Raw genomic sequence first — 25,988 nt, forward strand, 5'->3', positions numbered from 1 at the left:
GCGCTAGACCGGGCGTGACAGGGAGCGTCGAGGGCGGGCGATCCGGAGTCGACCCGCCGGCGAGCGGCCGATCACTCTACTTCACCGGCCCCCGGACGGTCCGGATCGAACGGGAGGCTATTTCCGGCCCCGATCCGGACGAGGTGCTCGTCGAGACACGGGTCTCGGCGGTGAGTTCGGGCACCGAACTCCTGATCTATCGGGGCGAGATGCCCCGCGACCTCCCGGCCGACGGGAGCATCGACGCTCTCACGGGCGACCTGAGCTACCCGCTCAAATACGGCTACGCGACGGTCGGCGACGTGGTGGCGACGGGATCGGCCGTCGACGACGGCTGGCGCGGGCGGACGGTCTTCGCGTTCAACCCCCACGAGAGCCACTTCACGGCCACGCCGGACGACCTCGTGCCCGTCCCGGAGGGGCTGTCTCCGTCGACGGCCGCCCTGCTCCCCACCGCGGAGACGGCGACGACGCTCGTCATGGACGGCCGGCCGCGGGTGGGCGAACGCGTCGTCGTCTTCGGCGCGGGGATGGTCGGTCTCGTCACGACGAGCGTCCTCGCCGAGTTCCCGCTGGAGCGGTTGACGGTGGTCGAACCCGTCGCTCACCGGCGGGAGATGGCGGCGAGCCTCGGCGCCGACGAGACGCTGACGCCCGACCGGGCGGCGCGGGTCGGCGAACGGGGCGATCCGGCGGGCGCGGATCTGGTGTACGAACTCTCCGGGCAGCCGACGACGCTCGACGACGCCATCGACGCCGTCGGCTACGACGGGCGAATCGTCGTCGGGTCGTGGTACGGGCGCAAGCGCGCCGAAACGGATCTGGGTGGGTTCTTTCACCGCAACCGGATCGACGTATCCTCGAGCCAGGTGAGCACGCTCGCGCCCGACCTCCGGGGGCGGTGGACGAAGGAGCGGCGGCTAGACACCGCGTGGGAACGGCTGGACGACGTGGCGGCCGACCGCCTCGTCACCCACCGCGTCCCCTTCGAGGACGCCGCCGAGGCCTACCGCCTCCTCGACGAGGGGCCGGAGAACGCGCTACAGGTGTTGCTGACGTACGAGTAGCGGAGGCGACCGGACCGGGCCGGCCGACAGTATAAGTCACTCCACGGCAACGAACCGATATGTACCGGCTCTCGGTTTCGCGGGACTTCGTCGCCCAGCATTTCCTGACCGTCCCGAACCCCGGCCCGGAGGGGGAGGTACACAGCCACCACTTCGAGGTGGCCGTCCGCCTCGCCGGCCCCGAACTGAACGAGTACGGCTACCTCGTCGACATCGACGCCGTGAACGCCGCGCTCGACGAGTTGGAGGCCCGGTATCGCGACGCGCTCTTGAACGACCTGCCGGAGTTCGAGGGGGAGAACCCGAGCGTCGAGCGGTTCGCCCGCCTGTTCGGCGACCGGTTCGTCGAGCGCGTCCCCACGGAGATGCCCACGGAACTGACCGTCCGGATGTGGGAAGACGAGGACGCGTGGGCGAGTCACGAGCGAGCCCTCTGATGGAGCACGCCGACCGGCGGTATCTGGAGGCGAAGCGGACGGTCGACGACCGGGCGCTCGACCACCGGGTCCGTGACCGCCTCCTCGACGAACTCCCGGACGCGCCGCGGATTCGCGAGGCCGGCGTCGGGACGGGCGTCACGGTACCTCGACTCCTCGACTGGGGGGTCACCGCCGGCGACTATCTGGGCGTCGACCGCGACCCCGACGTGATCGAGTACGCTCGGGAGCGACGGGCGAGCGAGTGCGGCGGCGACCGGATCGAGGGCGGATTTCGAGTGGACGACCTGACCGTCCGGTTCGAGCAGGGGGACGCGCTGACGGCGTTCGAGGGGGCGGAGGCCGACTGCGTCGTCGCACAGGCGTTTCTCGATCTGGTTCCGGTCGACGGCGCGCTGGACGCCTTCGCCGACGCGCTGACACCGGGTGGCCTGGTGTATGCGCCGATCACCTTCGACGGCGAGACGACCTTCCAACCCGACCACCCGGCCGACGACGCCGTCGTCGCGGCGTACCACGACGCCATCGACGCCGAACCGGGCCGGGACGCCCGCGCCGGCCGGCACCTGCTCGACCGCTGTCGCGCCCGCGACGGTGACCTGCTTGCCGTCGGCGCGTCGGACTGGATCGTCTACCCCCCGTATCCGGCCGACGAGCGGGCCTTTCTCGCGACGATTCTGGAGTTCGTCGCCGAGGCGGTCGGCGGGCGAGTCGCGGGCGCGGACGACTGGCTCCGGACGCGCCGCCGCCAACTCGACGCCGGGCGGTTGAGCTACGTCGCACACGGCTACGACGCCCTCTACCGCGTCGAGTGACGATGCGTAACGGCCGGCGGCGGACGGCCGGGTGGGCGCTCGTCGCGCTCGTCGGCCTGTGGCTCTACCTGTGGACCGTCGGCGTCGACGCCATCGTTTCGGCGCTCGGGCGGGTCGACCCCGCCGACGCCGCGGCGCTCGTCGCCGCCGGCTGGATGTCCGTTGTCGCCTGGGGCGTCTCGCTCCATCTCGTCCTCCGTCGGCTGGACGCGCCGACGACGCTGCCGGCGTCGGTCGGGCTGTTCGCGGCGTCGGCGTTCCTGAACAACGTCACGCCGTTCGGACAGGCGGGGGGCGACCCGGTGAGCGGGGCGCTGGTGGCGCGGATCGAGGGGATTCCCTTCGAGCGCGGGTTCGCGGGCGTCGTGAGCGTGGGCGCCGCCAACACCGTCGCCGTCGTCGGTCTCGGGGTCTGCGGGGGCGCCGCCATCCTCGCGACGGCCGCCGTCGGGGACGCGCTCCGCGTCGCCCTCGTGGTCACCGCGGCGGTCGTGGCGGCGGCCGGCGTCGTCGCGGTCCTAGCGTGGCGGCGGCGCGAGCGACTCGTCGTCCGCGCCGGCGGGTGGCTCGGGGACGGGATGGAACGGCTCGGCGGCGTGGTCCCCGGCGTCGACCCGCCGGACCGGGAACGGATCGTCGAAGGGAGCCGGGGATTCGTCGTCGCGCTCGAACGCGTCGGTGACTCGCGACGACGGCTCGCGGCCGTCCTCCTGCTCGGCGTTTGCGGCCATCTCGCGGTGGCGGCGACGCTGTGGCTCTCGCTCGCGGCGCTCGACGCCACCGTCTCGCCCGTCCGGGTGCTGGTCGTCGTGCCCGTCGCGCGGCTGGCCGGCGCGTCGCCGACGCCCGGCGGGACGGCGAGCGCGGAGGCGCTGCTGACCGGGTTGCTCGTGGCCGTGGGCGGCGTCGCGATGCCCGTCGCCGCCGCCGCGGCGCTGGTCTACCGGGCCGCCGCGTTCTGGCTCCCGACGGCCGGAGGTGGCGTCGTCACCGCGCTCTTGCTCCTGACCGCTCAGGACTCGCGGCGGTAGAGGACGACCAGAATAGCGATCAGGGAGATCTGAACGATTTTGTCCCCGATACCGCCCGGACTGAGCACGTCCGGCCAGTTGAAGACGAAGTAGAGGACGACCTGGATGCCCGTGAACGGAATCCCGACGAGATAGAGGAGGCGACGGCGAACGTCGACGAGAAGCAGGAAAATGGCGACGAAGAAGGCGACACCGGCGAGGACGAAGCTGACACCCTGCGCGGTGTCGATGGCGAGGACACCGAAGTAGAGGTGGACGACGCCGGTGATGCTGGCGAGGACGATGCCGATCCAGTGAAGCGGCGTGAGCGACTCGGTCTCGAAAGGAGTTGTCATGGGGTTCGATACCACGCCGGCGGATAAAACGAATGGGGTCGGGCGTACGCTTATCCACCGTCGATCCGTCAACGCGTGGCATGGGAATCGAGTACGTGCGGCGAGCGGCGGACCCGGCGGTGTCGGTCGTCGTCCCCTCGGTGCCGACGTACGACCACGAACCGACCATCGACGAGCTAGAGGCACAGACCCTCGATCGGCCGTACGAAATCATCCTCGTCGACGACGGTACCGTCGACCGGTCGGCGGCCCGCAACCGGGGGCTGGAGGCGGCGTCGGCCGAGGTGGTGGCGATGACCGACGACGACACCAGACCACCGGAGACCTGGCTGACGACCGCATACGAGGCGTTCGCGGCCGATCCGGACCTGGTCTGTCTGGAGGGGCCGGTGTACGGCGGCTGTCGGAGCTTCGGACCCCGCCACTACGTCGGCTGTAACCTCGCGGCGCGCCGTGACGCCGCGCTCGACGTAGGGGGTTTTCGGTCGGCGTTCTCCGAGTGGCGCGAGGACGTGGAGTTCGGGTGGCGAATGGAGGCGGAAGCCGACGGACACTGTCGATTCGAGGAGGCGTTCCGGATGTGTCACCCGGACGTACCGCGGACGGCGTTCGACCCGAAGCTAGAGCGGCGGCTGAGACGTGAGTATCCGGATCGCTACGCCGACGTGATGGACGTGACGTGGACGCGGCGGTGGTATCGGCGGGCGCGGGCGGCGGGGCTCACCCAGCCGGTTCAACGGGTTCGTAACGCCATTGGCCGCCGGCTCTGGGGGGAGTGCCGCAGCCGATGGTAGCGTCAGCGTCGGCGGGCGAAGTGGCCGTAGATCGAACAGCCATCGAGCGGCGTACGGAGCGCGGACAGAATCAGAATCGGGAGCATCGCGGTCGCCGCCTTGGCCGCGAGGGCCGGTCCGGCGAGGTGTGCGACGAGCGCGACGACGGCGAGTGTCGTCACCATCACGGCGCCGAGCGCGACCCGTGCGCTGTCGACACCGCCACCCGGCTCGGTTCCCCACTGGTTCTGATCGAAGACGGCGGCCATCGTTCTGATAGCAAATTATGGCTCGACCACAATATATTTAATGAGGTAATTATCGATCATTATTAAAATGAACGTTACTGAAAGATTCTGCCGGAAGCGCAACTGAACGTTCCTGAAGGAGACGCGGCGCCGGGGGGGAAAGCGAGCGAGCGGCGGGGCGATTAGGGGTCGAAGTTCGCCATATACGAGCGGTGGAGACGGTAGAACAGCACCATGCCGCCGACCCAGCTGAGGATGCCGTAGGCGGCGTAGGCGAGGGCGGGGAGGTCGAGATAGAAGTACATATACGAGCCGATCAGGAGGTAGACGGCGACGAAGACGCCCAGAATACGGATACCACGACTCGAGACCTGCTGTTTCGGATTGACCATAGACATCTGACGCTGGCGGTTCTGGGTCCGCCCAGCCATTAAATACGAAAGTTCATGCAAAATATGCGATGGGCGTCGGTACTATATGAGGGAGCGGTCAACGACGCGTATGATCCGCGTAGGCGTTAACGGGTACGGTACTATCGGCAAGCGGGTTGCCGACGCAGTGAACTCGATGCCGGACATGGAACTCGTCGGCATCGGCAAGGCCAGTCCGAACCACACGGCGGACGCGGCCGCGAAGCGTGGCTACGACATCTACGTTCCCGAGGGCCGCGAGGACCGCTGGGACGACGCCGGCATGGCTGTCGCGGGCGACATCGACGACCTGATCGACGCGAGCGACATCGTCGCCGACGCGACACCGGCCGGGATGGGCGCGGAGTACCGCCCCGTCTACGAGGAACACGACACGCCCGCCCTCTTCCAGGGCGGCGAGGGGGCGGACGTGGCCGAGGCAAGCTTCACTGCCCGGGCCAATTACTCGGAAGCGACCGACAAGGAGTACGTCCGCATCGTCTCCTGTAACACCACGGGGCTGAACCGGATGTTCGCGCCGCTCCACGAGGAGTACGGCGTCGAGCGTGCGTCCATTACACTCGTGCGCTGTCGGGGCGAGCACGCGGTCATCTCGGCCGATCCGGTCTCGCTTCCATCCCATCACGGCCCGGACGCCCTCGAAGTCATCCCGGACATGGGGCCGGTCATGACGATGGGGATGAAGGTGCCGACGGTGCGACACCACTTCCACGGCATCAACGTGGAACTCGGGGCGGAGCCGAGCGCCGAGGAGGTCCGTGATCTGCTCGCCTCACAGTCGCGCATCCACGTCGTCGACGGCGACCTGGGCATCGACTCCGGGTGGGAACTCCAGGAGTTCGCCCTCGACCGGGGTCGCGACCGGATGAACCTCTACGAGAACCAGATCTTCGAGGACTCCATCAGCGTGGACGGCACCCAGCTCCACCTCTTCCAGTCCATCCACCGCGAGAGCGACGTGGTGCCGGAGAACGTGGATGCCATCCGCGCCATGATGGGCGAGGCCGACGCGGAAGAGAGCATCGAGCTGACGAACGAGGTCATGGGGATCGGCGACATTTAAATGGCAAACGAGAACGCGACGGTCGACGGCGAGGCGTTGGAACCGGGAACGGAGCTCACCTCGGGCTACGGATCGAGTCCCGGGATCGCGACGGGTCCGGTACGGATCATCGAGGACATCGACGAGGCCGACCGGATCGAGGAGGGTGACGTGATCGTCACCGAGATGACGGCGCCGGATATGGTGCCGGCGATGAAGCGCTCGGCGGGCATCCTCACCGACGAGGGCGGGATGACCTCCCACGCGGCCATCGTCTCCCGCGAACTCGGCGTCCCGGCTATCGTCGGCTGTGGCGACGCGACCGACGTGCTCACCGACGGACAGCGGATCACGCTCGACGGCCAGAAAGGGACGGTCGTCGTCGCGAACCCCGAAAGCGAGGACGTCGAAGACGCCGACCCGGAGGGGAGTCGAAGCACCGAGAGCGGGGGCGGCGGCCCGCCCACCACGGCGACGGAAGTGAAGGTGAACGTCTCTATCCCGGACGCGGCCGAGCGCGCCGCCGACACCGGCGCCGACGGTGTCGGTCTCCTCCGGCTGGAACACATCCTGCTCTCGACGAGCAAGACGCCGGAGAAGTACGTCGAGGACCACGGCGAGGAGGCGTTCGTCAAGGAGATTTCCGAGGAGATCCGGAAGGTGGCGGACGCGTTCTACCCGCGTCCGGTTCGCGCCCGGACCCTCGACGCGCCGACGGACGAACTCGCGGAACTGGAGGGAGGGGAGAACGAACCCCACGAGCACAACCCGATGCTCGGCTACCGCGGCATCCGCCGGTCGCTGAAGGAGCCCGAGATGGTCAAACTCGAACTGCGGGCGTTCAAACGCCTGCACGACATGGGCTACGACAACGTCGAAGTCATGTTCCCGCTGCCGAACGACGCCTCGGACGTGCGGCGAGCGCGGGAACTGATGGCGGAGGTCGGCATCGACCCCGGGAAGCGCCGCTGGGGCGCGATGATCGAGACGCCGGCCAGCATCCGCGCCATCGACGAGATCATCGACGAGGGCATCGACTTCGTCGCCCTCGGTACCAACGACATCGTCCAATTCATGCTCGCGGTCGACCGCAACAACGCGCAGGTCGCCGACCGCTTCGACGACTTCCATCCCACCATCCTGGAGGCGATGGCCGAGGTCATCGAGGCGTGTAACGAACACGACGTGGACACGACGATCACGGGCCAGTCCGGCTCCCATCCCGACATGGCGAAGTTCCTCGTCGAGAAGGGGATCACCTCGCTGTCCTCGAACATCGACGCCGTTCCCGAGGTGCGCCGCGTCGTCGCCCGCGCCGAGCGGAAACTCCAGCTCGACGAGGCACGCTCGAAACTCGACGGCGACGACGAGCCACGGGTCGGCTGAGACGGATCGCTGTGGCTAGCGGTTCGCCGACCCGCCCCGGCGAACCGCCGGTGATGACTTATCACAAACCGTACGACGCGACGGTAACCCCCTACGTTACCGCGACGACTCACAATCGTCGGATGCCATAGGATCACCGTTCCGCAAGGCACTTCCACCGAGCAGGCCCTTGTGAGCGTGTGAGCCGCCCACTCACACCCTCCGACCCCCCGCGAATCGTGCGGACGGTCGTCGTCTTCGCGCTCGCCCTCCTCTTGATCGCCGCCGGGTCGGTGCTCCAACCCGACGGCGGTACGGACCGTCGATACGTCTACGAGGCCCACGTGGTCGACGGCGTTGACCCCGGCGAACTCCCCGACGGGGTCGTCGGGAATGTCCGCGACTGTAACTACGTCGCCGTCGAATCCGGGGCGTGTGCGGTGGTACGGGAGATTCGCACCGACGGGGCGATCCGGATCGAAACCGACGCCGACGTGGGGCCGGAATTCTTCGAGTACGAGTACGTCTCCGCCAGCGGGCGGACGTTCCGCCCGGTCGTTCGGACCGACGGTGCGACACTCGTGCTGGATCTGGAGCGGGTCGACCCCAAGCGGGCACGGCGGGTGCTTGCGGCCGGCTACGGCGACGTGAGTGACGCGGCGCGGACGGCGGTGGCCGACGGGCAGGTCCGGACGGTCGAACCGATCCCGAGGGACGAGCGATACGTCGTGCGGAACGGGACGTACTACGCGATCGAACGGGATCGGACGGTCGAGGCGTCGGAACGGCCCGCGTGGCCGCTGCGACTCGCGGGCTGGCTCGGCGGGCTGGCGCTCGTGTGGTACGCAGGTCGCCGTGGGTGGTGAGGCGTCGTCACTGGGGGCGTGAGCGTGGTCGAAGAAGGACGCGGACGGGGCGACCCCACCGAACGAGCACCGGCCGGTTACAGCAGGCCGACGATCGTCTCGATGGAGCTGCGTGCCTCCCAGAGACCGGACGCGATCATGACGACGCCCGCGAAGACGGCGAGGGCGACGGCCCACTTGCGGACCGGCGAGAGCGAGTCGATGTCGATGTCGAAGGACATGTACATCACCGAGAGGTACATGAGCCCGATCGCGGGGGCAAAGAGCGCGCCGGAGAGCGCAAAGAGGATCAGCGGCGCCTCGATGAAGAGGTTCAGCGCGAGCGGGATCGCGCTGAAGAGCAGGATCGTCAGCCGGAAGGTCGTGTCGCGGGTGATGTTGTAGTTGTCGAACAGGCCGTGGAGCGCGAAGGCGTCCTCCCAGAGACGGGACATGCCGTACAGCGGACCGATCAGCGTCGAGAACAGCGCGGCGACGGTGGTCAGCAGGAAGAGGACGGCTGACCATTGGCCGAACTGCGTCGTGAAGATGGCGGCCATCTCGGGGATGACCGTGAAACCGCTGGGCTGGATGCCGCGGACGTGCAGCGTCGCGGCGGCGGCCGTCCACATGAAAAAGGAGAAGACGGCGAGGATGACCGACGAGAGCAGGTTCTGCCAGAGAACGATGTCGCCCCAACCTTTCAGGCGGTCGATCTCCTCGTCAGTGAGGTCGTACTTGTCGATTTCGACACCGTCGTCGAGCGGTTCGAACATCCCCATAACCTTGTCTTTCGCGAACCAGACGTAGGAGACGGTCGGGCCGAAGCCGGCACCGATCCAGCCGAACATGGTGAGGATGAAGGCCATGCCGCCGACGCCCAGCCCATCGACGCGGCCGGGCATGGACGGGACGAGGCCGGACGCGAGGTTGGGTGCCCAGACACCCGCGGTCTGAAGCGAGACGAAGGCGATCAGGATCAGGAAGACCCAGAGCAGCGAAGTCGCGAGCTTCTCGATCAGCCCGTAGGAGCGCAAGCCGACGATGGCGAGACCCGCGAGGACGGTGAGGAGCATCCAGACTTCCGTCGAAGCCGGCACGAGCGTATTGAGCGCGCCCGCAGTCTCGCCGAGGTGGCCCGAGAGGCCGATGGCGTAGATGATGCCGCCGAGGAACACGTAGTAGAAGATCCACTTCAGCCACCAGCCTTTCTCGTAGAGGGCGTCGAGGAACGTATCGCCCGTCATGACGCCGTAGCGAACGAGGTAGTACTGGCCGAATATCTTCGTGAACGTAATCAGAGGGATGAGCCAGATGCCCTCCATCCCGAGGTAGGCGCCGCCGAGCGGGACGCTCAGCACCTCACCGCCGCCGATCTGGGAGGCGGTGAACACCCACGCCGGCCCCATGTAACTGAGGAACTCCTTGATCGAGGACGGCGGTTCGGAGATCCGGTGGTCCGTCGCGTCGGCCGTCCCGGTACTCACGTCAGATCACCGCCCGTGCGTGTGGTGCCTGGCTGCAGTTGAGCGATCCGTCCGGGAGTGCCGGCGTAACTCGGCATTGAAGTGAGTCGTGATGGTCTCTGCCGCATATCCAATCCGATGAAAGATAGTGAAGGTGGTATAAATGAGGATACCCGCACTTTTTGCATGATTTATCATGAAGACCATATTCCTTAAGGTCATTTAAGACGTATCGAGAGCGTCGAATCGCCCGACTGCAGTCGGATCCCGCGGCAAGCCGGTTCGACGTGTCGGTGTGTCGGTAGTAACGAATGACGCGGTCGAAAGTGCTTTAATTATCGTTAGGAATTACTGATAGCATGGTGATACTGACAGCCATTGACAGGGACCCCGGCTGCAAGGGGGTCGTCGAGACGGCGTACGAACTCGCGACGAGCATGGACAAGCAACTGGTGATCCTCCACGTCGTGCCGGAGGACGGGGACGAGGGGGCGGCGCGGGAACAGGTCGAGGAGATAGTCACGTCGGTCATCGGTGACCTCGACGGCGTGGACCTTCGGATCATGCCGGAGCAGACCCGGCGCGACCTGCCGACGGGACGGACAGCGAATCACATCCTGCAGGTGGCCGAGGAGATAGATCCGGACTACATCGTCATCGGGTCGCGCAAGCGGACGGGGCTCGGCAAAATCCTGCTCGGAAGCGTCTCGAAACTCATTCTCGCCAACGCGGACGTGCCCGTCGTGACGGTCGAACAGACGCGGAAGGCGGAGGCGGAGTAGCCTCACCGCGACAGGAGGAGATAGCCGCCGCCGCCGAGGACGGCCACGACGCCGACGACGACGAGCAGAACGCGGTAGCCGGCGACGGTCGTCGCGAACCCGCGATCCGCGGTGACGGTGAACGCGACGGGACCAACCGTCTGCCCGAGACGGAGGACGCTGGTCCGGAGGCCCATCACGCCCGCCCGCAAATCGTCGTCGACGAGCGTGACGACCGTGGTGTCGATGGAGGGCATCACGACGCCGAAGCCGACGCCGAAGACGAGGAGCGCGGCGGCGACGGCAAGCGGCGAGGGAGCGAGGCGGACGCCGAACAGCCCCAAGCCGTAGGCGACGAAGCCGACGGCGACGAGCCGTGCCGGCCGGAACCGCTCCGAAATCCGGCCATACTGCGAGGAGACGGCGGCACTCGCGAGCGCGACGGTCGAGAGCGTGGCACCGATCCGGCCGGCGCCGAGGCCGTAGGCGTCGCGCAGGAGCAACGGGAGCGCGGTGAGGACGGCGCCATAGAAGATGACGAAGGCGGCAAAGAGCGCGACGAAGACGGCGAGCGCTCGCGGGAGGACGGCCACCGCGCGGAGGCGACCGAGATACGTCCGCACGTCCGTCGAGCGCTCGGCATCGGGCTCGACGAGGGCGACGAGAGCGAGGAGGCCAACGAGGGCGCCGACGCCGAAAAAGAGGAAGGGGGCCGACCAGCGAATCCCGGCGAGCGCGCCCCCGAGAAGCGGATAGAAGGCCGCACCGGTGCCGATCGTACTCCCGTTGACGCCCATCACGGCGTCACGGCTCGAGCCCTCGTATACGTCGCCGATGAGCGTCACCGCGAGCGTGATGAGGGCGCTGGCGCCGACGCCCTGAAGAAAGCGGAGGGCGATCACCTCGGCGAAGGTGCGGGCGAAGGCCACGCCGGCACCGGCGACGGCGAACAGAAAGAGGAGGGGGACGATCACGCGACGCCGGCCGAAGCGGTCGGCGACGAGGCCGACGAAAGGCGTGACGACGACGCCGGGCAGGGTGTACGCCGTGATCACCAGGCCCACCTGCGCGTCGGTGACGCCGAAGACGGACCGGAGGTCGGGCAGGACGGGGCTGACCAGCGAGACGCCCATGACGCCCATCAGCGAACACGCGAGGATGACATAGAGCGTGGCGGAACGCCACGGCACGGCCCTCAACCCACTGTCGTCGGTGTCCGACACGGTGCGGGCGTGGGGGCGCCGCCCTCTTATACCGTTCGCGTCTCGGCGGGGTGTGTAACGGTCCGGCGAGGGTCGTGACGACTGCCGACCGGCCCGATCAGAACTGCTCGGCGGTGTCGATACCGACGACCACCCCGGTCTCGTCGGACGTGAAGCGGTCGTCGGCGTCGACGGCCGTCGCAAAGAGGAGTCGCGCCTGTTCGGTGTGGGCGAGGCGGAGGGCCGTAGCCATCGACTCGTCGAACTCGAACGCGTCGAGCAGGGCCGTCCACTCGTCGCGGCCGATCCGGTAGGCCCGTGTCCCGTCGACGGTGACGTAGTCGGCGGTCCGCTCCAGGGACCCGTGGCGGCCCAGTAACTCCGCGTTGAGCGCGAGCAGGGCGTCCGCGATGGCCGACGCGTCGGGGGCGACCCCGCGAGCCACCCGCTCGACGACCGCGCCGGTGATCGGTGCTTCGCCGGTGTCGATCGTCGTATCGCTTGTCATATGACACTATTTACACACATATTCCTTCGATCTTTCGGGGGCGAACGTTCATGCGCCACGGGCGGCAACGACGACTACGGGTGTGACTCGACAGCGCGCCCGAAGACTCATGACGAACCTGCGTGCCGAGAACCTGAGTTACGAGGTCGATGGCGACCGCATCCTCGATCGGGTGTCACTCGACGTCGCGAGCGGGGAGACGGTCGCCGTCGTCGGCCCCTCCGGCGCCGGCAAGTCGTCGCTGTTGCGCCTGCTCGACCGCCTCGACGAGCCGACCGGCGGAACCGTCTATCTCGACGGGACCGACTACCGCACGCTCGACCCCCGGACGCTCCGCAAGCGGGTGGGGCTGGTGCCCCAGAACCCCGCGCTCCGGAGCGGGACCGTCCGCGAGAACGTCACCATCGGACCGCGCCTGCGTGGGGAGTCGGTGGGTGAGGAGCGCCTCGTTGGCCTCCTAGAGGCCGTTGGTCTCGGCGACTACGCCGACCGGGACGCGAGCGACCTCTCCGGTGGGGAGGCCCAGCGGGTGGCTATCGCCCGGACGGTGATCAACGACCCGGAGGTGCTCCTGCTCGACGAGCCGACGGCGAGTCTCGACAGCGAGGCCGAAGCGGAGGTCGAACGCCTGCTAGCCGACCTCCTCGCGTCCGGCGAGCGGACGGTGGTCCTCGTCACACACGACGAGCGACAGGCCGAGCGGCTGGCCGACCGCGTGGCGCGGCTGCGCGACGGGCGGATCGTCGACGTGGGGGCGCCACGGGAGGTGATCACGTGAGCGTGAGCGCCATCCCGGAACAGTTGGCCGACCCCGTCGTGATCCAGGGGCTGTTCCAGGTCGCCGCGGCGGCGGCGCTCGCGGCGGTCGTCATCGTCGTCTCCTCGATCCGAAATCTCGATCTGGAGCGGGAACTCGGCGGCTCCTTCGCCCGCGGGTTCGTGCAGGTGCTCGCGATGGGCGCGCTCATCGGCGTCCTCTTTACCGTTCCGCTGGCCTTCTCGGGACTCCTGCTCGCGGCGATGGTCGTCTACGCCGCGTGGGAGTCGCGCAAGCGGGGCGGCGGCGTGCCGGACGCCTTCCGCATCTCGGTGATCGCGCTGGGCGTCGGGTCGGCCGTCGTCATCGTGACGATGGTCGCGGCGGGGGCCATCGAGCGGACGGTCCGCAACCTCGTTCCGGTCGGCGGGATGATCATTGCGAACGCGATGAAGACGAACTCGCTCACGCTGGATCGCTTCCAGGGGGAGATCGAATCGAACCGGGACGAAATCGAGGCCGTCCTCGCGCTCGGCGTCCCCCCGGAACGCGCCGTCTCGGAGTTCGTCACCGAATCCGTCCGTGCGTCGCTCATCCCCGTCGTCGACGCCATGCGGACGCTCGGGCTGGTGTACATCCCCGGCATGATGGCGGGGATGATCCTCGGCGGCGCCAACCCCATCTACGCCGCCGAGTACCAGTTCGTCATCATGGGGATGATCTTCGCGGCGGGCGGGCTGACGAGCATGACCGCCAGCCTCCTGCTGGGGCGGGCGGCGTTTACCGATGCGGCCCAACTCCGCCGGTTCGAAGCCGCCGATCCGACGCTGCTCGCGACGCTCCGGGCGATCCTGGATCGGTGAAAATCAGGGGACGACTTATCATCCGTCTGCACGATGTAGAGGTGTAGATGGGTGGCAGGGCCGATTCGATCCGGGTGTTACACGTCGACGACGATCCCGCGTTCGCGGATCTGGCAGCGACGTTTCTCGAACGCGAGGACGACCGGATCGAGATGCTGACGGCCACGAGCGTCGAAGCGGGACTGGACCGTCTCGACGAGGGGGTCGACTGTATCGTCTCCGACTACGATATGCCGCAGTTCGACGGCATCGAGTTCCTCGAAGCCGTCCGTGCGGACCACCCGGACCTTCCGTTTATCCTCTTTACCGGCAAGGGAAGTGAGGAGATCGCGAGCGAGGCCATCTCGGCCGGCGTGACCGACTACGTCCAGAAGTCGGCGGGGAGCGAAGGGTACGAGATCCTGATCAACCGGATCGTGAACGCGGTCGAGGCGAGGCGAATCCGAGAGCGCGCGACCAGACAAGAACGGATCAACACGCTGATCAGGGAGATCAACCGTCGGCTCGTCGCAGCCGGGAGTGTCGACGAGATCGAGGCCGCCGTCTGTCGGACGCTCACCGACGCCACTCCCTTCCGGTTCGCCTGGATCGGCGAACCGAACCCCGACACCGGCGAGATCGTCCCCCGAACCTCCGCGGGTGACGCCGCCGACTACCTGGCCGACATCGACGTCTACTACGACGACCGTCCGCTCGGGCGGGGACCGGGTGGACGGGCGATCCGGACGGGCGAACTCCAGGTGACCCGGATCATCCCCGACGATCCGGGCTTCGAGCCGTGGCGCGAGGCGGCCGAGCGCTACGGCTACGAGTCGATGGTGGTCGTCCCCCTATCCTACGGCGGCGGTCGGGACGGGATACTGGCGCTCTACGCCGACCGGCCCAACGCCTTCGACGAGACGGAGCTGAGCGTCTTCGAGGAACTCGGCGAGACGATCAGCCGGGCGCTCGAAGCGGCGGAAACCAGACGGCGCCTCGAATCCCGACGGGCGGCCGAGACGACCCGGCGGGAAGGGTACTACCGGACGCTCGTGAACGCCCTCCCGAACGGTGCGGTTGCGCTCTTCGATACGGATCTCCGGTATACGATCGTCGGGGGGGCCGTCTTCGACGACCTGGATCTCTCGCCTTCGGACATGGAAGGTGAGGCACTCACCGACGTACACTCGCCGTCGTTCCGGGAGGCGTTTCTGCCGCATTACCGCGCGGCGCTCGACGGCGCCGAGCGGACCTTCGAGTTCGAGTACGCCGAGCGGCAGTTCGAGGCCCACGTCACGCCCGTCCGTGACGAGGCGGGCGACATCGTCGGCGGGCTGTCGATGACCCAGGACGTGACCGAGCGGGCGGCGCGAGAGCGGGAACTGCAGCGCCGCGAACGGGCGCTCCGCGGGATGTACGAGGTGGTGTCGGCGCCGGACCGCTCCATCATCGACCGGATACGACGGCTGCTCGATATCGGGACGGACGCCCTCGGTGTGCGCTACGGCATCCTCGGGCGGGTCGAGGACGACGAGTTCGTCTTCGAACTCGTCCACGCGGCGGACGGATCGGGGATCGGTGACGGGACGATCACCGAGGGCGACGCCGTTTCGCTGTCGGCGACGAACTGCGAGCGGGTGATCCGGACCGACGAGGCGGTCACCGCTGGCGACGTGCGCGCGGACGCCGACCTCGCCGTGCGGCCGCCCCACGCCGAGTACGGCCTCGCGTGTTACGTCGGCACGCCCGTCGTCGTCGGGGGAGAGACGTACGGCACGCTGTGTTTCTACGACGACGACGCCCGCGAGGACGGGTTCTCGGACTGGGAGGTGACGGTCGTCGACCTGCTCTCGCGGTGGGTCGGGGCGGCGCTCGACCGGCAGGAGCGAACGGCGAAACTCCGCGTCCAGAACGATCGGTTCCGGGAGTTCACGGGCATCGTCTCCCACGACCTCCGAAGCCCGATGGCCGTGCTCCGTGGCTCGCTCGAACTCGCCGAGGCGACAGGTGACGACGAGCAGTTCGATCGGTGCCGGCGGGCGCTCGACCGGATGGACGCCCTCGTCGAGGATCTCACGACGCTCACGCGGGAGGGGGCCGTGGTCGACGAGGCCGAACGGCTGCGGCTGGTATCGATCGCGCGTGCGTGCTGGGCGACCGTCGAGACGGGCGAGGCGACGTTACAGGTGGTCGACGAGGCGACGATACGGGCGGACGAGGCGCGACTTAGACAGTTGCTGGAGAACCTGTTTCGGAACAGCGTCGAGCACGGCTCCACGGGCAGTCGATCGGAGACCGACGACGCGCCGCTCACGGTCCGGGTCGGCGTCCTCGACGACGGGTTCTACGTGGAAGACGACGGGGTCGGCATCCCCGAGGACCGGCGGGCGGAGGTGTTCGAGCGGGGCTACTCGACGGAATCGACCGGGACCGGGCTCGGGCTGTCTATCGTCGAGAAGATGGCGGCGGCACACGGCTGGACGGTCGCGGTGACCGAGGGATCTGCAGGCGGGGCCCGGATCGAAGTCCGGGGCGTCGACCTCGGTTAGGCCGACCGGACGGCGTCGAGGACGGCATCGTAGTCGGGTTCGTTCGTCGGATCGTCGGCGATCCAGCGGTACGTGACGGTGCCGTCCTCGTCGAGGACGAAGACGGCGCGGTTGGCGATGCCGTGGAGGCCGAGATCCGGGATGTCCATCGTCAGGCCGTACGCCTCGATGGTGTCGCCGTCCATGTCGCTCACGAGGTCGAACTCCAGGCCGTGTTCCTCGCTGAACGCGCCCTGGGAGAACGGCGAGTCGGCGCTGATGCCGAACACCGTCGCGCCGGCGTCGCGGAAGTCGTCGAGATGCGACTGCAGGCCGAGCATCTCGTTCCGGCAGGGCGGGGTGAACGCGCCGGGGAAGAAAGCGAGGACGACGGGGCCGTCGCCGAGGTGGTCGTTCAGGTCGAACGGTTCGTGGTCGGCCGTCCCGACCGTCGCGGTGAACGTCGGGGCGGTGTCACCAGTCGAAACCATGCCCGGACGAACGGGCGGAGAGCGCATAAAACCAGTCACGAACGAGGTGGCGCGAGCGGTGGCCCGCTACGCACGCCCGTCGAGCTGGCAGACGAAGAAGTCCGACAGGCCGAAGCCGGGGCGTCCCAGCGTCACCTCGATGTACGACGTATCGAGCAGGTCGTCCTCGTTGAACGCCTCGACATCGGTCGCTTCGGCGGCAAAGTGGGTCCACTTGCCGCCGTTCCAGTCCCCGTCGCCGGGGGCCGATTCGGAGACGAACGGCGAGGCCTGGTCGTCGCTCGCCGCCGCGTTCTCGTCGATCCGTCCGCTCCCGTCGTGGACCAAATAGATCTTGTCCCCCGGATCGGGTCGTTCGTCGAGCGTCTTCACGACGTTCGTCCGCCGGAGCACGTCGTTGGCGTAGACACGGCCGAACGTCTCTTTTCAAACTACGTCGGAATTCGTCCCGAGATCGATATAGAATGTCCACGAAAACGGTGTCGAAAGTGAGACCCCGCCGGGTGAACGCGTCTCGCTACCGCGGCGTTCAGCCGCCGGTAGCCCGATCCAGTCGCGAACCGAGGTTCGCGAGGATGTCGTCGAGGCTGCGCCCCCGTTCGGCGTCGCGGAGTGCCGCCAGGATTCGGGGGGCGATCGGGGGCGACCGCACGAACACGGCGCCGCCGGTGGCTGTCGCCCGGAGCATCCAGCGGGCGTACCGGCGCGCGAGGCCCCACCCCACATCGGTGAGGACGGTCGCGACCCGCCACGCCCACGCCCGCCCTTCGGTCATCGAGAACAGGGAGAGCGCCTCGTCGAAGGGGCCGAGCGCCTCGTCGATATCGTCGATGCCCGGGGCGTAGAGATCCGCCAACGCCGCCTGCTGAGCGTCGATCAGATCGGCGAGCACGGCATCGATCCGGTCGTGATCGGCGCGTTTCCGCCGGCGGTGCGGGTCGATGCCCACGTCCCGCAGGGTCAAAGCGAGGTCGTAGTTGATGTGGGCGTTGATCCCGAGGAAGGCATCTTGGGCGACGAGCGCGGCCCCCTCGACGGCGGTCGAGAAGGCGACGATCCAGGGGTCGGGTACGGCGTCCAGATGTCCCCGCTCGAAGTCACGGAAGGCCCGGCGGTAGTAGTCGGCGAAGGTGACGGTGTAGCGGCGCATCCACTCCGGATCGTCGAATCGGCCGGCGTCGATTGCGTCGCGGACCGCGGCGGTCATCCGGGTGTAGATCGCGAGGAAGACGGCGCGTCGGTCGTCGGCCGCCCGGAGACGGGCGTCGAGGCCGCGAAGGCGGTCGAGGACGCCGTCGACGGTCTCGAAAGGGTCCGACACGGCCGCGACGAGTTCGGGATCGGGATCGTGGGGCGGCGCCGCCGTCGCCGGATCGGTCCGGAGAGCGAGGCCGGCGGCGCGGAGGCGGCGCGCGTCGAGCAATCGGGGGAGCGTAGCGTAGCCGGCCATGCGAACTGATGACAGGGCGGCGGAAAAATAGCTGTCGACGGGAGGCCGGTGGTCGTCAGTTCACCTCGCCGAAGAGGCTAACGACGTCGTCGAAGTCGAGGCGGCCGTTCGCGTTGAAGTCGTACGCGGACTTGTTCATCGTGACGCTGTCGGACTCGAAGTTGTCGAACAGGGTCTGGATGTCCTCGTAGTCGAGGCGGCCGTTCCCGTTCACGTCCTCGTAGCGCCCGTCGTTGTCGGGGTCGGTCGGCGCCTCGGTGCCGGTGACCGGCGGCGGGCCGACGACGAGGACGCCCATCTCCGTGTCCGTCTCGGGCGAGTTACCGGCGTCGTCGTCGAACTTCGAGACGGAAATCTCGATGTCGGTCGTGCCGGTGTCGGCGCCGCGGAGATCGAACGTCGCGAGTGGGGCGTCGTTGCCGCCGACCAGATCCTGAACGTTCCGTTTCAGGTCGGCGAACCGAACGGTGACCTCGGACCCGTCGGAGGCGACCGAGGTCTCCGAGATACCGAAGGCGTCGTCGACGGTCGCGCCGGTGAAACTGGCGACGTCGGGGTTCGAAAGCGAGAGCGTGACCGTAGCGCCGGAGAGGCCCTCGGATAGCCAGCGGCCGTAGAGCGTTCCGGTTCCGACCTTCCCGTAGCCGACGGCCAGCGAGTCGGCGACGAGGGTCGGCGACTGCGGTTGCAGTCCGGGATCGCCCGCTGCCACTTCGAAGGTGGCGTCCGTCCGGATGGGCGCGCCCGGGTCGGTCACGTACGGGAGCACTTTGAATTCGGTCGTCCACGTCTCCGGCGTGATCGTACAGCTAGTGTAGCCGCGCCTGGCGGAATTGTACTTGACGTTCTCGTTCTCCCGGATGACGTGCTCGCCCAGGACGCCGGGGTTGTCGCCGTTGAAGTCGTCGAGTTCCGAGCCGTTTCCGAACGAGGAGATGGAGGTGCCGACGAACTCGGCGCCGATGGTCTTCGAGTCGTCGCTCGCGCTCACGATGTCGTTCGCCCAGTGGGAGTGGAAGTCACCGGTGACGACGACGGGGTTCTCGGCGTGGTTCTCGAAGGCGTCCTTGACCGTCCGCTGGTCGGCGACGTAGCCGTCCCACTGGTCCATCCGGTAGCCGTCCTCGGGGCCGCGGCGGAAGTCCATCGTGGCGAAGGGGAGCTGGTTCGCGAGCACGTCCCACGTCGCCTCGGAAGTTTGCAGGTTGTCGACGAGCCACCGTTCCTGCTCGTCGCCGAGGATGGTCCGGTCCTCGGCGAACCGAGCCTTGCATTTGTCGACGGCGAACGCGTCGTTACACGCCTGGTCGCTGCGGTACTGCCGGGTGTCGAGGACGTTGAACTCGACCAGGTCGCCGAACGTGTAGTTGCGGTAGAGCTTCTGGTCGATCTTGCGGTTCGTTTCGAGCACGTCGGGTTTCTCGTCCGGTTTCGTGGGCTTTTGCTCGCCGCGGAACGGCATGTGCTCGTAGTACGCCTTGAACGCCGCGGCTCGGCGTTTCAGGAACTCCCGGATCGTCTGTTTGTCGGGGTCCTGTGGCACCTCGTCGGCCCAGTTGTTGTCGACTTCGTGGTCGTCGCGCGTGATCAGCCACGGCGCACTGGCGTGGGCCTTCCGCAAGCCGGGGGCGGACTTATAGAGGCCGTACTGGAGGCGATAGCGTTCGAGCGACACCGTCTCCTCGCGGTAGGGCTGTGGGATCGATTTGTTGCGAACGCCGCCGTTCGCGCCGATGCCGTACTCGTAGATGTAGTCGCCGAGGTGGACGATCAGGTCGAGGTCCTCCTCGGCCATGTAGTCGTAGGCCGTATAGAAGCCGGCGTCCCACGCCTGACACGAGGCGAACGCGAAGCGGAACTCGTCGATGCTGGTGCCCGCTTCCGGCGCCGTCTTGGTGCGACCGACCGGACTCGACGTGCCGCCGGCCTCGAACTGGTAGTAGTACTCCGTGTTCGGGTCGAGGCTCCCCGCGTTCACGTGGACGGTGTGAGCGTGGGCGGCCTCGGCAGTAGCGGTGCCGGTAGTGACGGTGTCGCTCATCGCCTCGTCGGTCGCGACGGTCCACGCCACGTCGACGGACTGGTCGGGCATGCCGCCGCCGGCAGTCAGCGGGTTCGGGGCGAGTCTGGTCCACAGGATCACCGAGCTCGGAAGCGGATCGCCCGACGCGACCCCGAGCGTGAACGGGTCCGTCTCGAACTCGCCGTTTTCGTCGATGGCGGCCGTCGATCGACCGGAGAAACCGAGCGCCGCCGCCGCGGACGCGACGCCGGTTCGCTGCAGGAACTGTCGTCGGTTCTGTGCCGTTGGATTCGGTTCCGGGGGGGTTTTGGAATCCACAGTCCCCGATTCCTGTCGACCTAATAATATTCTTATAATTTCTATATGTACCGAGGGCGCCGGCGCCGTAGCGTCGACTATCGATACGGAGCGTCGAAAGGGTCGTACGTGACGAACCGAGCGGTAGCATACGTATATAACGAATAAAAGAGGCCCGGATTGGACGCCGCCCGAGAATATTAGTACGAGGCTTCCCGTCGTACGGCAATGGCTTCGTCCGGACCGTCGGAGGAGTTGCGCGTCTCGACTGGGGAGTTGGACTCGGTGGTGCAAGACACCGAGTTCTTCCGCTCGCTGGTCGAGAACGGCTCCGACGCCATCGTCTCCATCGACGCACACAGCACGATCCTCTACGCCAACGAGTCGGTCGAACGGGTGTTCGGCTACCAACCCGAAGAGCTGATCGGCGAGAAACTGACGACGATCATGCCCGATCGGTTCCACCGGATGCATCTCGACGCCGTCGACCGCTACCTCGAGACGGGCGAGCGGGAACTGAACTGGAACGACATCGAACTCCCCGCGGAACACCGGAACGGCGAGGAGATACCCCTCTCGATCACGTTCGAGGAACACAGCTACGAGGGGAAACGGGTGTTCTCCGGCATCATGCGCGACATCTCCGATCGGGTCCACCGCGAGGAGGAACTCGAACGGCAGAACGACCGGCTCGAACGCTTCGCGAGCATCGTCTCCCACGACCTCAGGGACCCGCTCCAGACCGCGCGGGCGACACTCGCCGTCGCCCGTGCCGGCGACGAGGCGGCGCTCGACGAACTGGACGACGTGTTCGACCGAATGGACGCCCTCATCGGCGACGTGCTGACGCTGGCGAAACAAGGGGAGACGGTCGGCGAAGCCGACTCGATCGGCCTCGCGGGCGTCGTCGCCGACGCGTGGGACACCACCGATTCCGGGGCCGCGTCGCTGGTCGTCGACGACGATCTGCCCACCGTCTCGGCCGACCGCGAGCGCCTCCGGACGCTGTTGGAGAACCTGTTTCGGAACGCTATCGAACACGGTTCGACGGGGAGTCGGCCGGGAGCCGACGACAGCGTCGAGCATGGCTCGACGGACGACGACGTAACTATCCGGGTCGAGGCGCTCGATGGCGGCGGGTTCGCCGTCGTGGACGACGGCCCGGGCTTCGGCGACGCCGATACGGCCCGCCTGTTCGATTACGGGTATACGACCAGCGACGACGGCACCGGATTCGGACTGAGCATCGTCGACGAGGTGGCCCGGGCACACGGGTGGACGGTCACGGCGACGACGGGCGACGACGGCGGCGCACGCTTCGAGGTCGAGACACGATGACGGGGGAGGGCACGGCGAGATCCGACGGGGAGACGGCCACGGTGCTCGTCGTCGACGACGAACCCCGCGTCTGTCAAGCGTTCGAACTCTGGCTCTCGGAGTCATACGGCGTCGAGACGGCCACGGACGGCGAGACGGCGCTTGCACTGCTGGACGGCGACGTGGACGTGATCCTGCTGGACCGCCACATGCCGGGGCTGTCGGGCGACGAGGTGCTCGAACGGATCCGGGAGGGGGCGCACGATCCGCGGGTGGCGATGGTGACCGCCGTCGATCCGGACTTCGACATCGTCGAGATGCCGTTCGATCACTACGTCTCGAAGCCGGTCGACGGGAGCGAACTGGAGGCCGTGATCGAACAGTTGCTCGAACTCGACCAGTACGACGACCACGTCACCGATCTCTACGGCGTCACCGAGAAGATCGTGACGCTGGAGGCGGAGAAAACACGGTCGGCGCTCGCGGACAGCGACGAGTACGCCGCCCTCGTCGACCGACGGGAGCGACTGGAGGCCGAGATGGCCGACATCGTGGCGTCGATGGACGACGAGGGCATCGGTCGGCTGTTCGACGTGGCGACGGGCGACGATGGATAGACGGGCTACCGCCCCACCGTCGCCAGCAGGTCGTCGATCCGGTCGATGGCCGTCTCGATGGCGTCGGCGTCGGTGGCGTAGGAAAAGCGGAGATACTCGGCCGCCTCGTCGCCGAAGTCGACGCCGGGCGTGACCGCGACGCCCGCCTCCAGAAAGAGGTCGGCCACGTCGAGGGCGTCGCCCGGCAGGTCGCTCACGTCCGCCAGGAGGTAGTACGCTCCCTGGGGCGTGTAGCCGAGGTCTATCCCCCAGTCCTCGACGGCGTCGACCAGCAGGTCGCGGCGCTCGCGGTAGGTCGCCCGAACCTCGTCGAGTCGGTCGGCGGGCGTCTCCAGGGCCGCGACGCCCGCGTCCTGCACGAAGTTCGGGGCGCAGATGAGCACGTTCTGGGCGAGGCGGTTCACCGCCTCGACGTAGTCGGGCGGGACGATCACCCAGCCCAGGCGCCAGCCCGTCATCGCGAAGCGCTTCGAGAAGCCGTCGAGGACGAACGCGTCGTCGGTGTACTCCAGAACGGTGTGCTCCGTGGCGTCGTAAGAGAGGCCGTGGTACACCTCGTCGACGACGGGGGTGGCGCCGGCGTCGGCGGCCACGTCGACGAGCCCCGAGAGCGTCTCGCCGTCCATCACCGCGCCGGTGGGGTTGGCGGGCGAGTTCAGGAGGAGGGCACGGGTGTCGGGCCCGACGGCGGCCGCGAAGTCGTCGACTCGGGGCTGGAACCCCTCGCTCGCGTCGAGGGGCACGGTCGTCACCTCGCCGTCGGCGACGCGCACGAAGTTGGGGTAGCAGGCGTAGTGGGGGTCGGTCAGGACGACCTCGTCGCCGGAATCGACGAGGGCGGCCATCGCGAGAAAGAGGCCGGGCGAGGTGCCGGGGGTGACGACCACGCGGTTGGGGTCGACGGCGACGCCGTACGTGCGGTCGTAGTAGGTGGCGATGGCGCGGCGGAGCGCGGGCTTGCCCCGTGCGGCGGTGTAGTTCGTGTGGCCCGCCCGGAGCGAGTCGACGGCCGTCTCGATCACGCGGTCGGGGGGCGAGAAGTCCGGTTCACCGACTTCGAGGTGGATCACGTCGTCTCGTTCGTTCGCCCGTTCGAGCACGTCCATCGCCATGAACGGGGTCACGTCGGCGGCACGCTGGGAGACCATCGGTGGCGGGGTAGGAAAGCGAGCGATGAATACGCTCCGGTCCGGCGGCGAAGCGTCCGTCGGCTCAGTCGTACGATTCGGTCAGGAACGGATCGAAATCGACGTTGCCGAGCACGTCGCGCCGGTCGGGATCGGTCGTCGACGGGGGATTGCCGGTCGCCACCTCGGGGCCGGCCGGATCACCCCACCAGTTGTCGGTGGCGTCGAGTTCGCTCCCGTCGGCGTTGTTGACGCCGAAGGGCGCGAGCAGGTTGTTCCGGTTGAGGGCGACGCCGCTCGCGTCGCCGTCGATTTTGACCGCCTCGCCGCGGAACTGCACGTCGCTCGTCACGTCCGTGACCGTGTTCTCGACGACGGCGACGTTCGTGGTCGGATCGGACGTGATGTTGATCCCCTGAGCGAAGGTGAACGAGTAGCTGGTCGCGTCGTCGGTGTCGTCGGAGTCGACCGACGGAGACGCGAGCAGGTCGGTCACGTAGTTGCCCGCGACGGTGACGTTCTCCGCCGGCGGATTGAGGATGATCCCGATGGGGGCGATGTCGCTTTCGAGGTCGCGGACGACGTTGTTCGCGATGGTCGAGTCGGCGATCGAGGTGTCGTCGACGAAGATGCCGTTGACGGTCGGGAAGCCCGCGTTCGCCCCGATTTCGTTCGACAGGTTCTCGACCAAGTTGTTCTCGATCGTCAGATCCTCGTGGGCGCCGCCCTGCGCGATGATACCCGTCACGCCGAGGTTGCCAAACGGCCCCACATCGCGGATGCGGTTGTTACGGACGGTGACGCCGCTGGAGGGGCCGGTCACCTTGATCCCGAGCAATCCGCCGGGATACGTCACCTCGAACCGTTCGAACGTCACGTCGTCGGCCGTGATATCGACGGCAGCACCCGTCTTCGCGTCCGTCCGCGCGATCGTCGCCCGCGGCCCGACGGAGCGGAGCGTCAGCCCGGGCGTGTCGACGACGAGCGGGTCGCCCGACACCTCGAACCGATCGGCCGCCACCTCGACGGTGTCGCCCTCGTCAGCGGCGTTGATGGCCGCCTGCAGCGACTCGCCCGACTCGACGTAGGCGTCCGCGGTGCCGTTGTGCCGGCACTGCTCGGTGTAGAACCCGAGGTCGAAGGTCGCCTCGTCGCTCTGTACCTCGTTGCCGTGATCGATCGGGAGCCACCAGACCACCGAGACGTAGTGGCCCTCGCCGGACTCGGCGGTGCCGCCGGCGAAACAGGGGCGGCCGGAGCCACCGCCGGTTTCGGCGTCGATGTCGCCCGCGAGCGGAATACCGTCGCCACTCCTCGCGAGTGTCAGGAACTCCCGGAGGGTGAACTGGGTCGCGGGCTGGGGGACAGCGCTGTTGGGGTCCGGTTCCGGAAGGAGGTTCGCCGCCGGGTCGGCCGCCGCGAGATCACGGGTGGTACCGACGCCGAAGGCGACTTGGATCGCGTCGAGGAGTTCGACGAGTGCCGGATTCGTCGCCCCCGCGTCGCCGTACTCGTCCGGGTCGTCGGCCTCGGGTTCGGTCTGGTCCGCCTCGGCGGCACGCTCCAGTCCGCCGGTCAACCAGAGTTTGCCGGGGTTGTCACAGAGCTGGAACCGGAACAGGCCGAAGCCGAAGTCGCCGGGTTTCACGTCCGCGAGGTCGATCAGCGGCGCGCCGGTCGCGTCGGCGTCGTCGTCGGTACAGAGGTCTGCCGCACTGCCGTAGATGCCGCCGTTGCCCTGCTCTTGGCGGGTGGCGTTGAGGAATCCCGGTCCGTCGTCGACGACGAGTTCGATGGCCTCGCCGTCGTCGACGGTGCCCGGCGGGAGGCGGAACGTCGGCATCCCACCGTTCGGCATCCCGGCGACGGCCGCCTCGCCGTCCATCCAGTCCGAGTAGTGCTCGTCCCAGGCCACCTTCATATCGAGGGTGCCGGCGGTCAGCTGATTGTTTTCGAACGTCTCCTGATCGGAGAAGTACGCGCTCGTCCCGAGTCCGGCGCCTGCCGAGGCGACGCCGACGCTCCCCAGCGCGGCGAGTGCCTTCCGTCGTGAGAGGGTGAGGTCGTCTCGTGTCATCAGTTCTCACATCTATCTACGGTGCCAGTCAGTTAGCTAATGGATGCTTTGGGGCGTCCAATCGGCGGTTAATCGGACTGAGAACGTCGATCATCGGACGTCTCCGTCACCACTCCCGTCGGGGGATAAAGGGTGA

At 67.8% G+C, this 25,988-nt stretch carries 25 protein-coding genes and 1 pseudogene; 14 read left to right on the forward strand and 12 right to left on the reverse strand.

Annotation, left to right across the window (positions count from 1 at the left end; genetic code table 11):
* The first annotated feature begins 14 nt into the window (after positions 1-14).
* From HALNA_RS18175 to HALNA_RS18190, 4 genes are read left to right on the forward strand one after another with little or no spacing between them, the layout of a single operon-like run.
* Positions 15-1,067, forward strand: a complete 1,053-nt coding sequence (locus tag HALNA_RS18175) for a zinc-dependent alcohol dehydrogenase (protein WP_049937773.1) — start codon at positions 15-17, stop codon at positions 1,065-1,067.
* Between the two features lie 59 nt (positions 1,068-1,126).
* Positions 1,127-1,504 carry a 6-pyruvoyl trahydropterin synthase family protein gene (locus HALNA_RS18180; protein WP_049937774.1) on the forward strand — a complete coding sequence of 126 codons (378 nt, stop codon included), beginning with the start codon at positions 1,127-1,129 and terminating at the stop codon, positions 1,502-1,504.
* Entirely contained in the window at positions 1,504-2,319 is an 816-nt protein-coding gene (locus HALNA_RS18185) for a class I SAM-dependent methyltransferase (protein ID WP_049937775.1), read from the forward strand. The genes HALNA_RS18180 and HALNA_RS18185 overlap by 1 nt, the downstream gene beginning before the upstream one ends.
* A gap of 2 nt (positions 2,320-2,321) precedes the next feature.
* The gene (locus HALNA_RS18190) at positions 2,322-3,350 is read left to right on the forward strand and encodes a lysylphosphatidylglycerol synthase transmembrane domain-containing protein (RefSeq protein WP_049937776.1); all 1,029 of its coding nucleotides are present in this window, start codon (positions 2,322-2,324) and stop codon (positions 3,348-3,350) included.
* Here HALNA_RS18190 and HALNA_RS18195 read toward each other — a convergent pair.
* Positions 3,332-3,685: a DUF7475 family protein gene (locus HALNA_RS18195; protein ID WP_049937777.1), complete on the reverse strand. Its 354-nt coding sequence runs from the start codon at positions 3,683-3,685 to the stop codon at positions 3,332-3,334. The two genes, HALNA_RS18190 and HALNA_RS18195, sit on opposite strands and share 19 nt — an antisense overlap.
* A gap of 80 nt (positions 3,686-3,765) precedes the next feature.
* Here HALNA_RS18195 and HALNA_RS18200 point away from each other — a divergent pair, with 80 nt between their 5' ends.
* On the forward strand, positions 3,766-4,479 hold the full coding sequence (locus tag HALNA_RS18200; RefSeq protein WP_049937778.1) for a glycosyltransferase family A protein: 714 nt from the start codon (positions 3,766-3,768) through the stop codon (positions 4,477-4,479).
* 2 nt (positions 4,480-4,481) lie between these two features.
* On the opposite strand, the gene HALNA_RS18205 is transcribed toward HALNA_RS18200, so the two are convergent.
* Both HALNA_RS18205 and HALNA_RS18210 read right to left on the reverse strand, forming a co-directional pair.
* On the reverse strand, positions 4,482-4,727 hold the full coding sequence (locus tag HALNA_RS18205; RefSeq protein WP_049937779.1) for a hypothetical protein: 246 nt from the start codon (positions 4,725-4,727) through the stop codon (positions 4,482-4,484).
* A gap of 161 nt (positions 4,728-4,888) precedes the next feature.
* Complete coding sequence (locus tag HALNA_RS18210; protein WP_157573615.1) at positions 4,889-5,137, reverse strand: hypothetical protein; 249 nt, start codon at positions 5,135-5,137, stop codon at positions 4,889-4,891.
* A gap of 70 nt (positions 5,138-5,207) precedes the next feature.
* On the opposite strand from HALNA_RS18210, the gene HALNA_RS18215 reads away from it, so the two are divergent.
* The 3 genes and pseudogenes from HALNA_RS18215 (at position 5,208) to HALNA_RS18225 (ending at position 8,410) form a co-directional block, all read left to right on the forward strand.
* Entirely contained in the window at positions 5,208-6,200 is a 993-nt protein-coding gene (locus HALNA_RS18215; RefSeq protein WP_049937783.1) for a type II glyceraldehyde-3-phosphate dehydrogenase, read from the forward strand.
* A gap of 45 nt (positions 6,201-6,245) precedes the next feature.
* A pseudogene (locus HALNA_RS18220) lies at positions 6,246-7,565 on the forward strand (putative PEP-binding protein); the annotation flags it as partial.
* 179 nt (positions 7,566-7,744) lie between these two features.
* A complete protein-coding gene (locus tag HALNA_RS18225; RefSeq protein WP_049937785.1) occupies positions 7,745-8,410 on the forward strand; it encodes a hypothetical protein in 666 nt (221 codons plus the stop codon).
* Positions 8,411-8,487: 77 nt separating this feature from the next.
* Here the strand turns inward: HALNA_RS18225 and HALNA_RS18230 are convergent, their stop codons facing one another.
* Positions 8,488-9,876 (reverse strand): Nramp family divalent metal transporter, encoded by a 1,389-nt coding sequence (locus HALNA_RS18230; protein ID WP_049937786.1) that lies wholly within the window; start codon positions 9,874-9,876, stop codon positions 8,488-8,490.
* 338 nt (positions 9,877-10,214) lie between these two features.
* Between HALNA_RS18230 and HALNA_RS18235 the strand changes: the two genes are divergently transcribed.
* On the forward strand, positions 10,215-10,637 hold the full coding sequence (locus tag HALNA_RS18235; protein ID WP_049937787.1) for a universal stress protein: 423 nt from the start codon (positions 10,215-10,217) through the stop codon (positions 10,635-10,637).
* Positions 10,638-10,639: 2 nt separating this feature from the next.
* Here HALNA_RS18235 and HALNA_RS18240 read toward each other — a convergent pair whose 3' ends face one another.
* Positions 10,640-11,839 (reverse strand): MFS transporter, encoded by a 1,200-nt coding sequence (locus HALNA_RS18240; protein WP_049937788.1) that lies wholly within the window; start codon positions 11,837-11,839, stop codon positions 10,640-10,642.
* A gap of 97 nt (positions 11,840-11,936) precedes the next feature.
* Complete coding sequence (locus HALNA_RS18245; RefSeq protein WP_049937789.1) at positions 11,937-12,326, reverse strand: hypothetical protein; 390 nt, start codon at positions 12,324-12,326, stop codon at positions 11,937-11,939.
* 109 nt (positions 12,327-12,435) lie between these two features.
* On the opposite strand from HALNA_RS18245, the gene HALNA_RS18250 reads away from it, so the two are divergent.
* The 3 genes from HALNA_RS18250 to HALNA_RS18260 are packed head-to-tail and all read left to right on the forward strand — an operon-like array spanning position 12,436 to position 16,474.
* Positions 12,436-13,104, forward strand: coding sequence for an ABC transporter ATP-binding protein (locus HALNA_RS18250; protein ID WP_049937791.1), 669 nt, complete (start codon positions 12,436-12,438; stop codon positions 13,102-13,104).
* Complete coding sequence (locus HALNA_RS18255; protein WP_211226040.1) at positions 13,101-13,946, forward strand: ABC transporter permease; 846 nt, start codon at positions 13,101-13,103, stop codon at positions 13,944-13,946. The genes HALNA_RS18250 and HALNA_RS18255 overlap by 4 nt, the downstream gene beginning before the upstream one ends.
* Positions 13,947-13,993: 47 nt before the next feature.
* Positions 13,994-16,474 carry a GAF domain-containing protein gene (locus tag HALNA_RS18260; RefSeq protein WP_049937792.1) on the forward strand — a complete coding sequence of 827 codons (2,481 nt, stop codon included), beginning with the start codon at positions 13,994-13,996 and terminating at the stop codon, positions 16,472-16,474.
* On the opposite strand, the gene HALNA_RS18265 is transcribed toward HALNA_RS18260, so the two are convergent.
* From HALNA_RS18265 to HALNA_RS18280, 4 genes are all read right to left on the reverse strand, one after another.
* Positions 16,471-16,944, reverse strand: a complete 474-nt coding sequence (locus HALNA_RS18265; protein WP_049937793.1) for a redoxin domain-containing protein — start codon at positions 16,942-16,944, stop codon at positions 16,471-16,473. The genes HALNA_RS18260 and HALNA_RS18265 overlap by 4 nt on opposite strands.
* 66 nt (positions 16,945-17,010) lie before the next feature.
* The gene (locus HALNA_RS18270; protein ID WP_211226041.1) at positions 17,011-17,316 is read right to left on the reverse strand and encodes a hypothetical protein; all 306 of its coding nucleotides are present in this window, start codon (positions 17,314-17,316) and stop codon (positions 17,011-17,013) included.
* Positions 17,317-17,473: 157 nt separating this feature from the next.
* Positions 17,474-18,394 (reverse strand): DUF5995 family protein, encoded by a 921-nt coding sequence (locus HALNA_RS18275; protein ID WP_049937796.1) that lies wholly within the window; start codon positions 18,392-18,394, stop codon positions 17,474-17,476.
* Positions 18,395-18,449: 55 nt separating this feature from the next.
* Positions 18,450-20,735, reverse strand: a complete 2,286-nt coding sequence (locus HALNA_RS18280; protein ID WP_084510111.1) for an alkaline phosphatase D family protein — start codon at positions 20,733-20,735, stop codon at positions 18,450-18,452.
* Between the two features lie 207 nt (positions 20,736-20,942).
* Here HALNA_RS18280 and HALNA_RS18285 point away from each other — a divergent pair, with 207 nt between their 5' ends.
* Both HALNA_RS18285 and HALNA_RS18290 read left to right on the forward strand, forming a co-directional pair.
* Positions 20,943-22,052 (forward strand): PAS domain S-box protein, encoded by a 1,110-nt coding sequence (locus HALNA_RS18285; protein ID WP_049937797.1) that lies wholly within the window; start codon positions 20,943-20,945, stop codon positions 22,050-22,052.
* Entirely contained in the window at positions 22,049-22,648 is a 600-nt protein-coding gene (locus HALNA_RS18290) for a response regulator (protein WP_049937798.1), read from the forward strand. Before HALNA_RS18285 ends, HALNA_RS18290 begins: the two co-directional genes overlap by 4 nt.
* A gap of 5 nt (positions 22,649-22,653) precedes the next feature.
* Here the strand turns inward: HALNA_RS18290 and HALNA_RS18295 are convergent, their stop codons facing one another.
* Both HALNA_RS18295 and HALNA_RS18300 read right to left on the reverse strand, forming a co-directional pair.
* On the reverse strand, positions 22,654-23,796 hold the full coding sequence (locus HALNA_RS18295) for a pyridoxal phosphate-dependent aminotransferase (RefSeq protein WP_049937799.1): 1,143 nt from the start codon (positions 23,794-23,796) through the stop codon (positions 22,654-22,656).
* A gap of 64 nt (positions 23,797-23,860) precedes the next feature.
* Positions 23,861-25,852, reverse strand: coding sequence for a right-handed parallel beta-helix repeat-containing protein (locus tag HALNA_RS18300; protein WP_049937800.1), 1,992 nt, complete (start codon positions 25,850-25,852; stop codon positions 23,861-23,863).
* Positions 25,853-25,988 lie beyond the last annotated feature (136 nt).

The sequence above is a fragment of the Haloplanus natans DSM 17983 genome, from assembly GCF_000427685.1.
GTDB classification, from domain to species: Archaea; Halobacteriota; Halobacteria; order Halobacteriales; family Haloferacaceae; genus Haloplanus; species Haloplanus natans.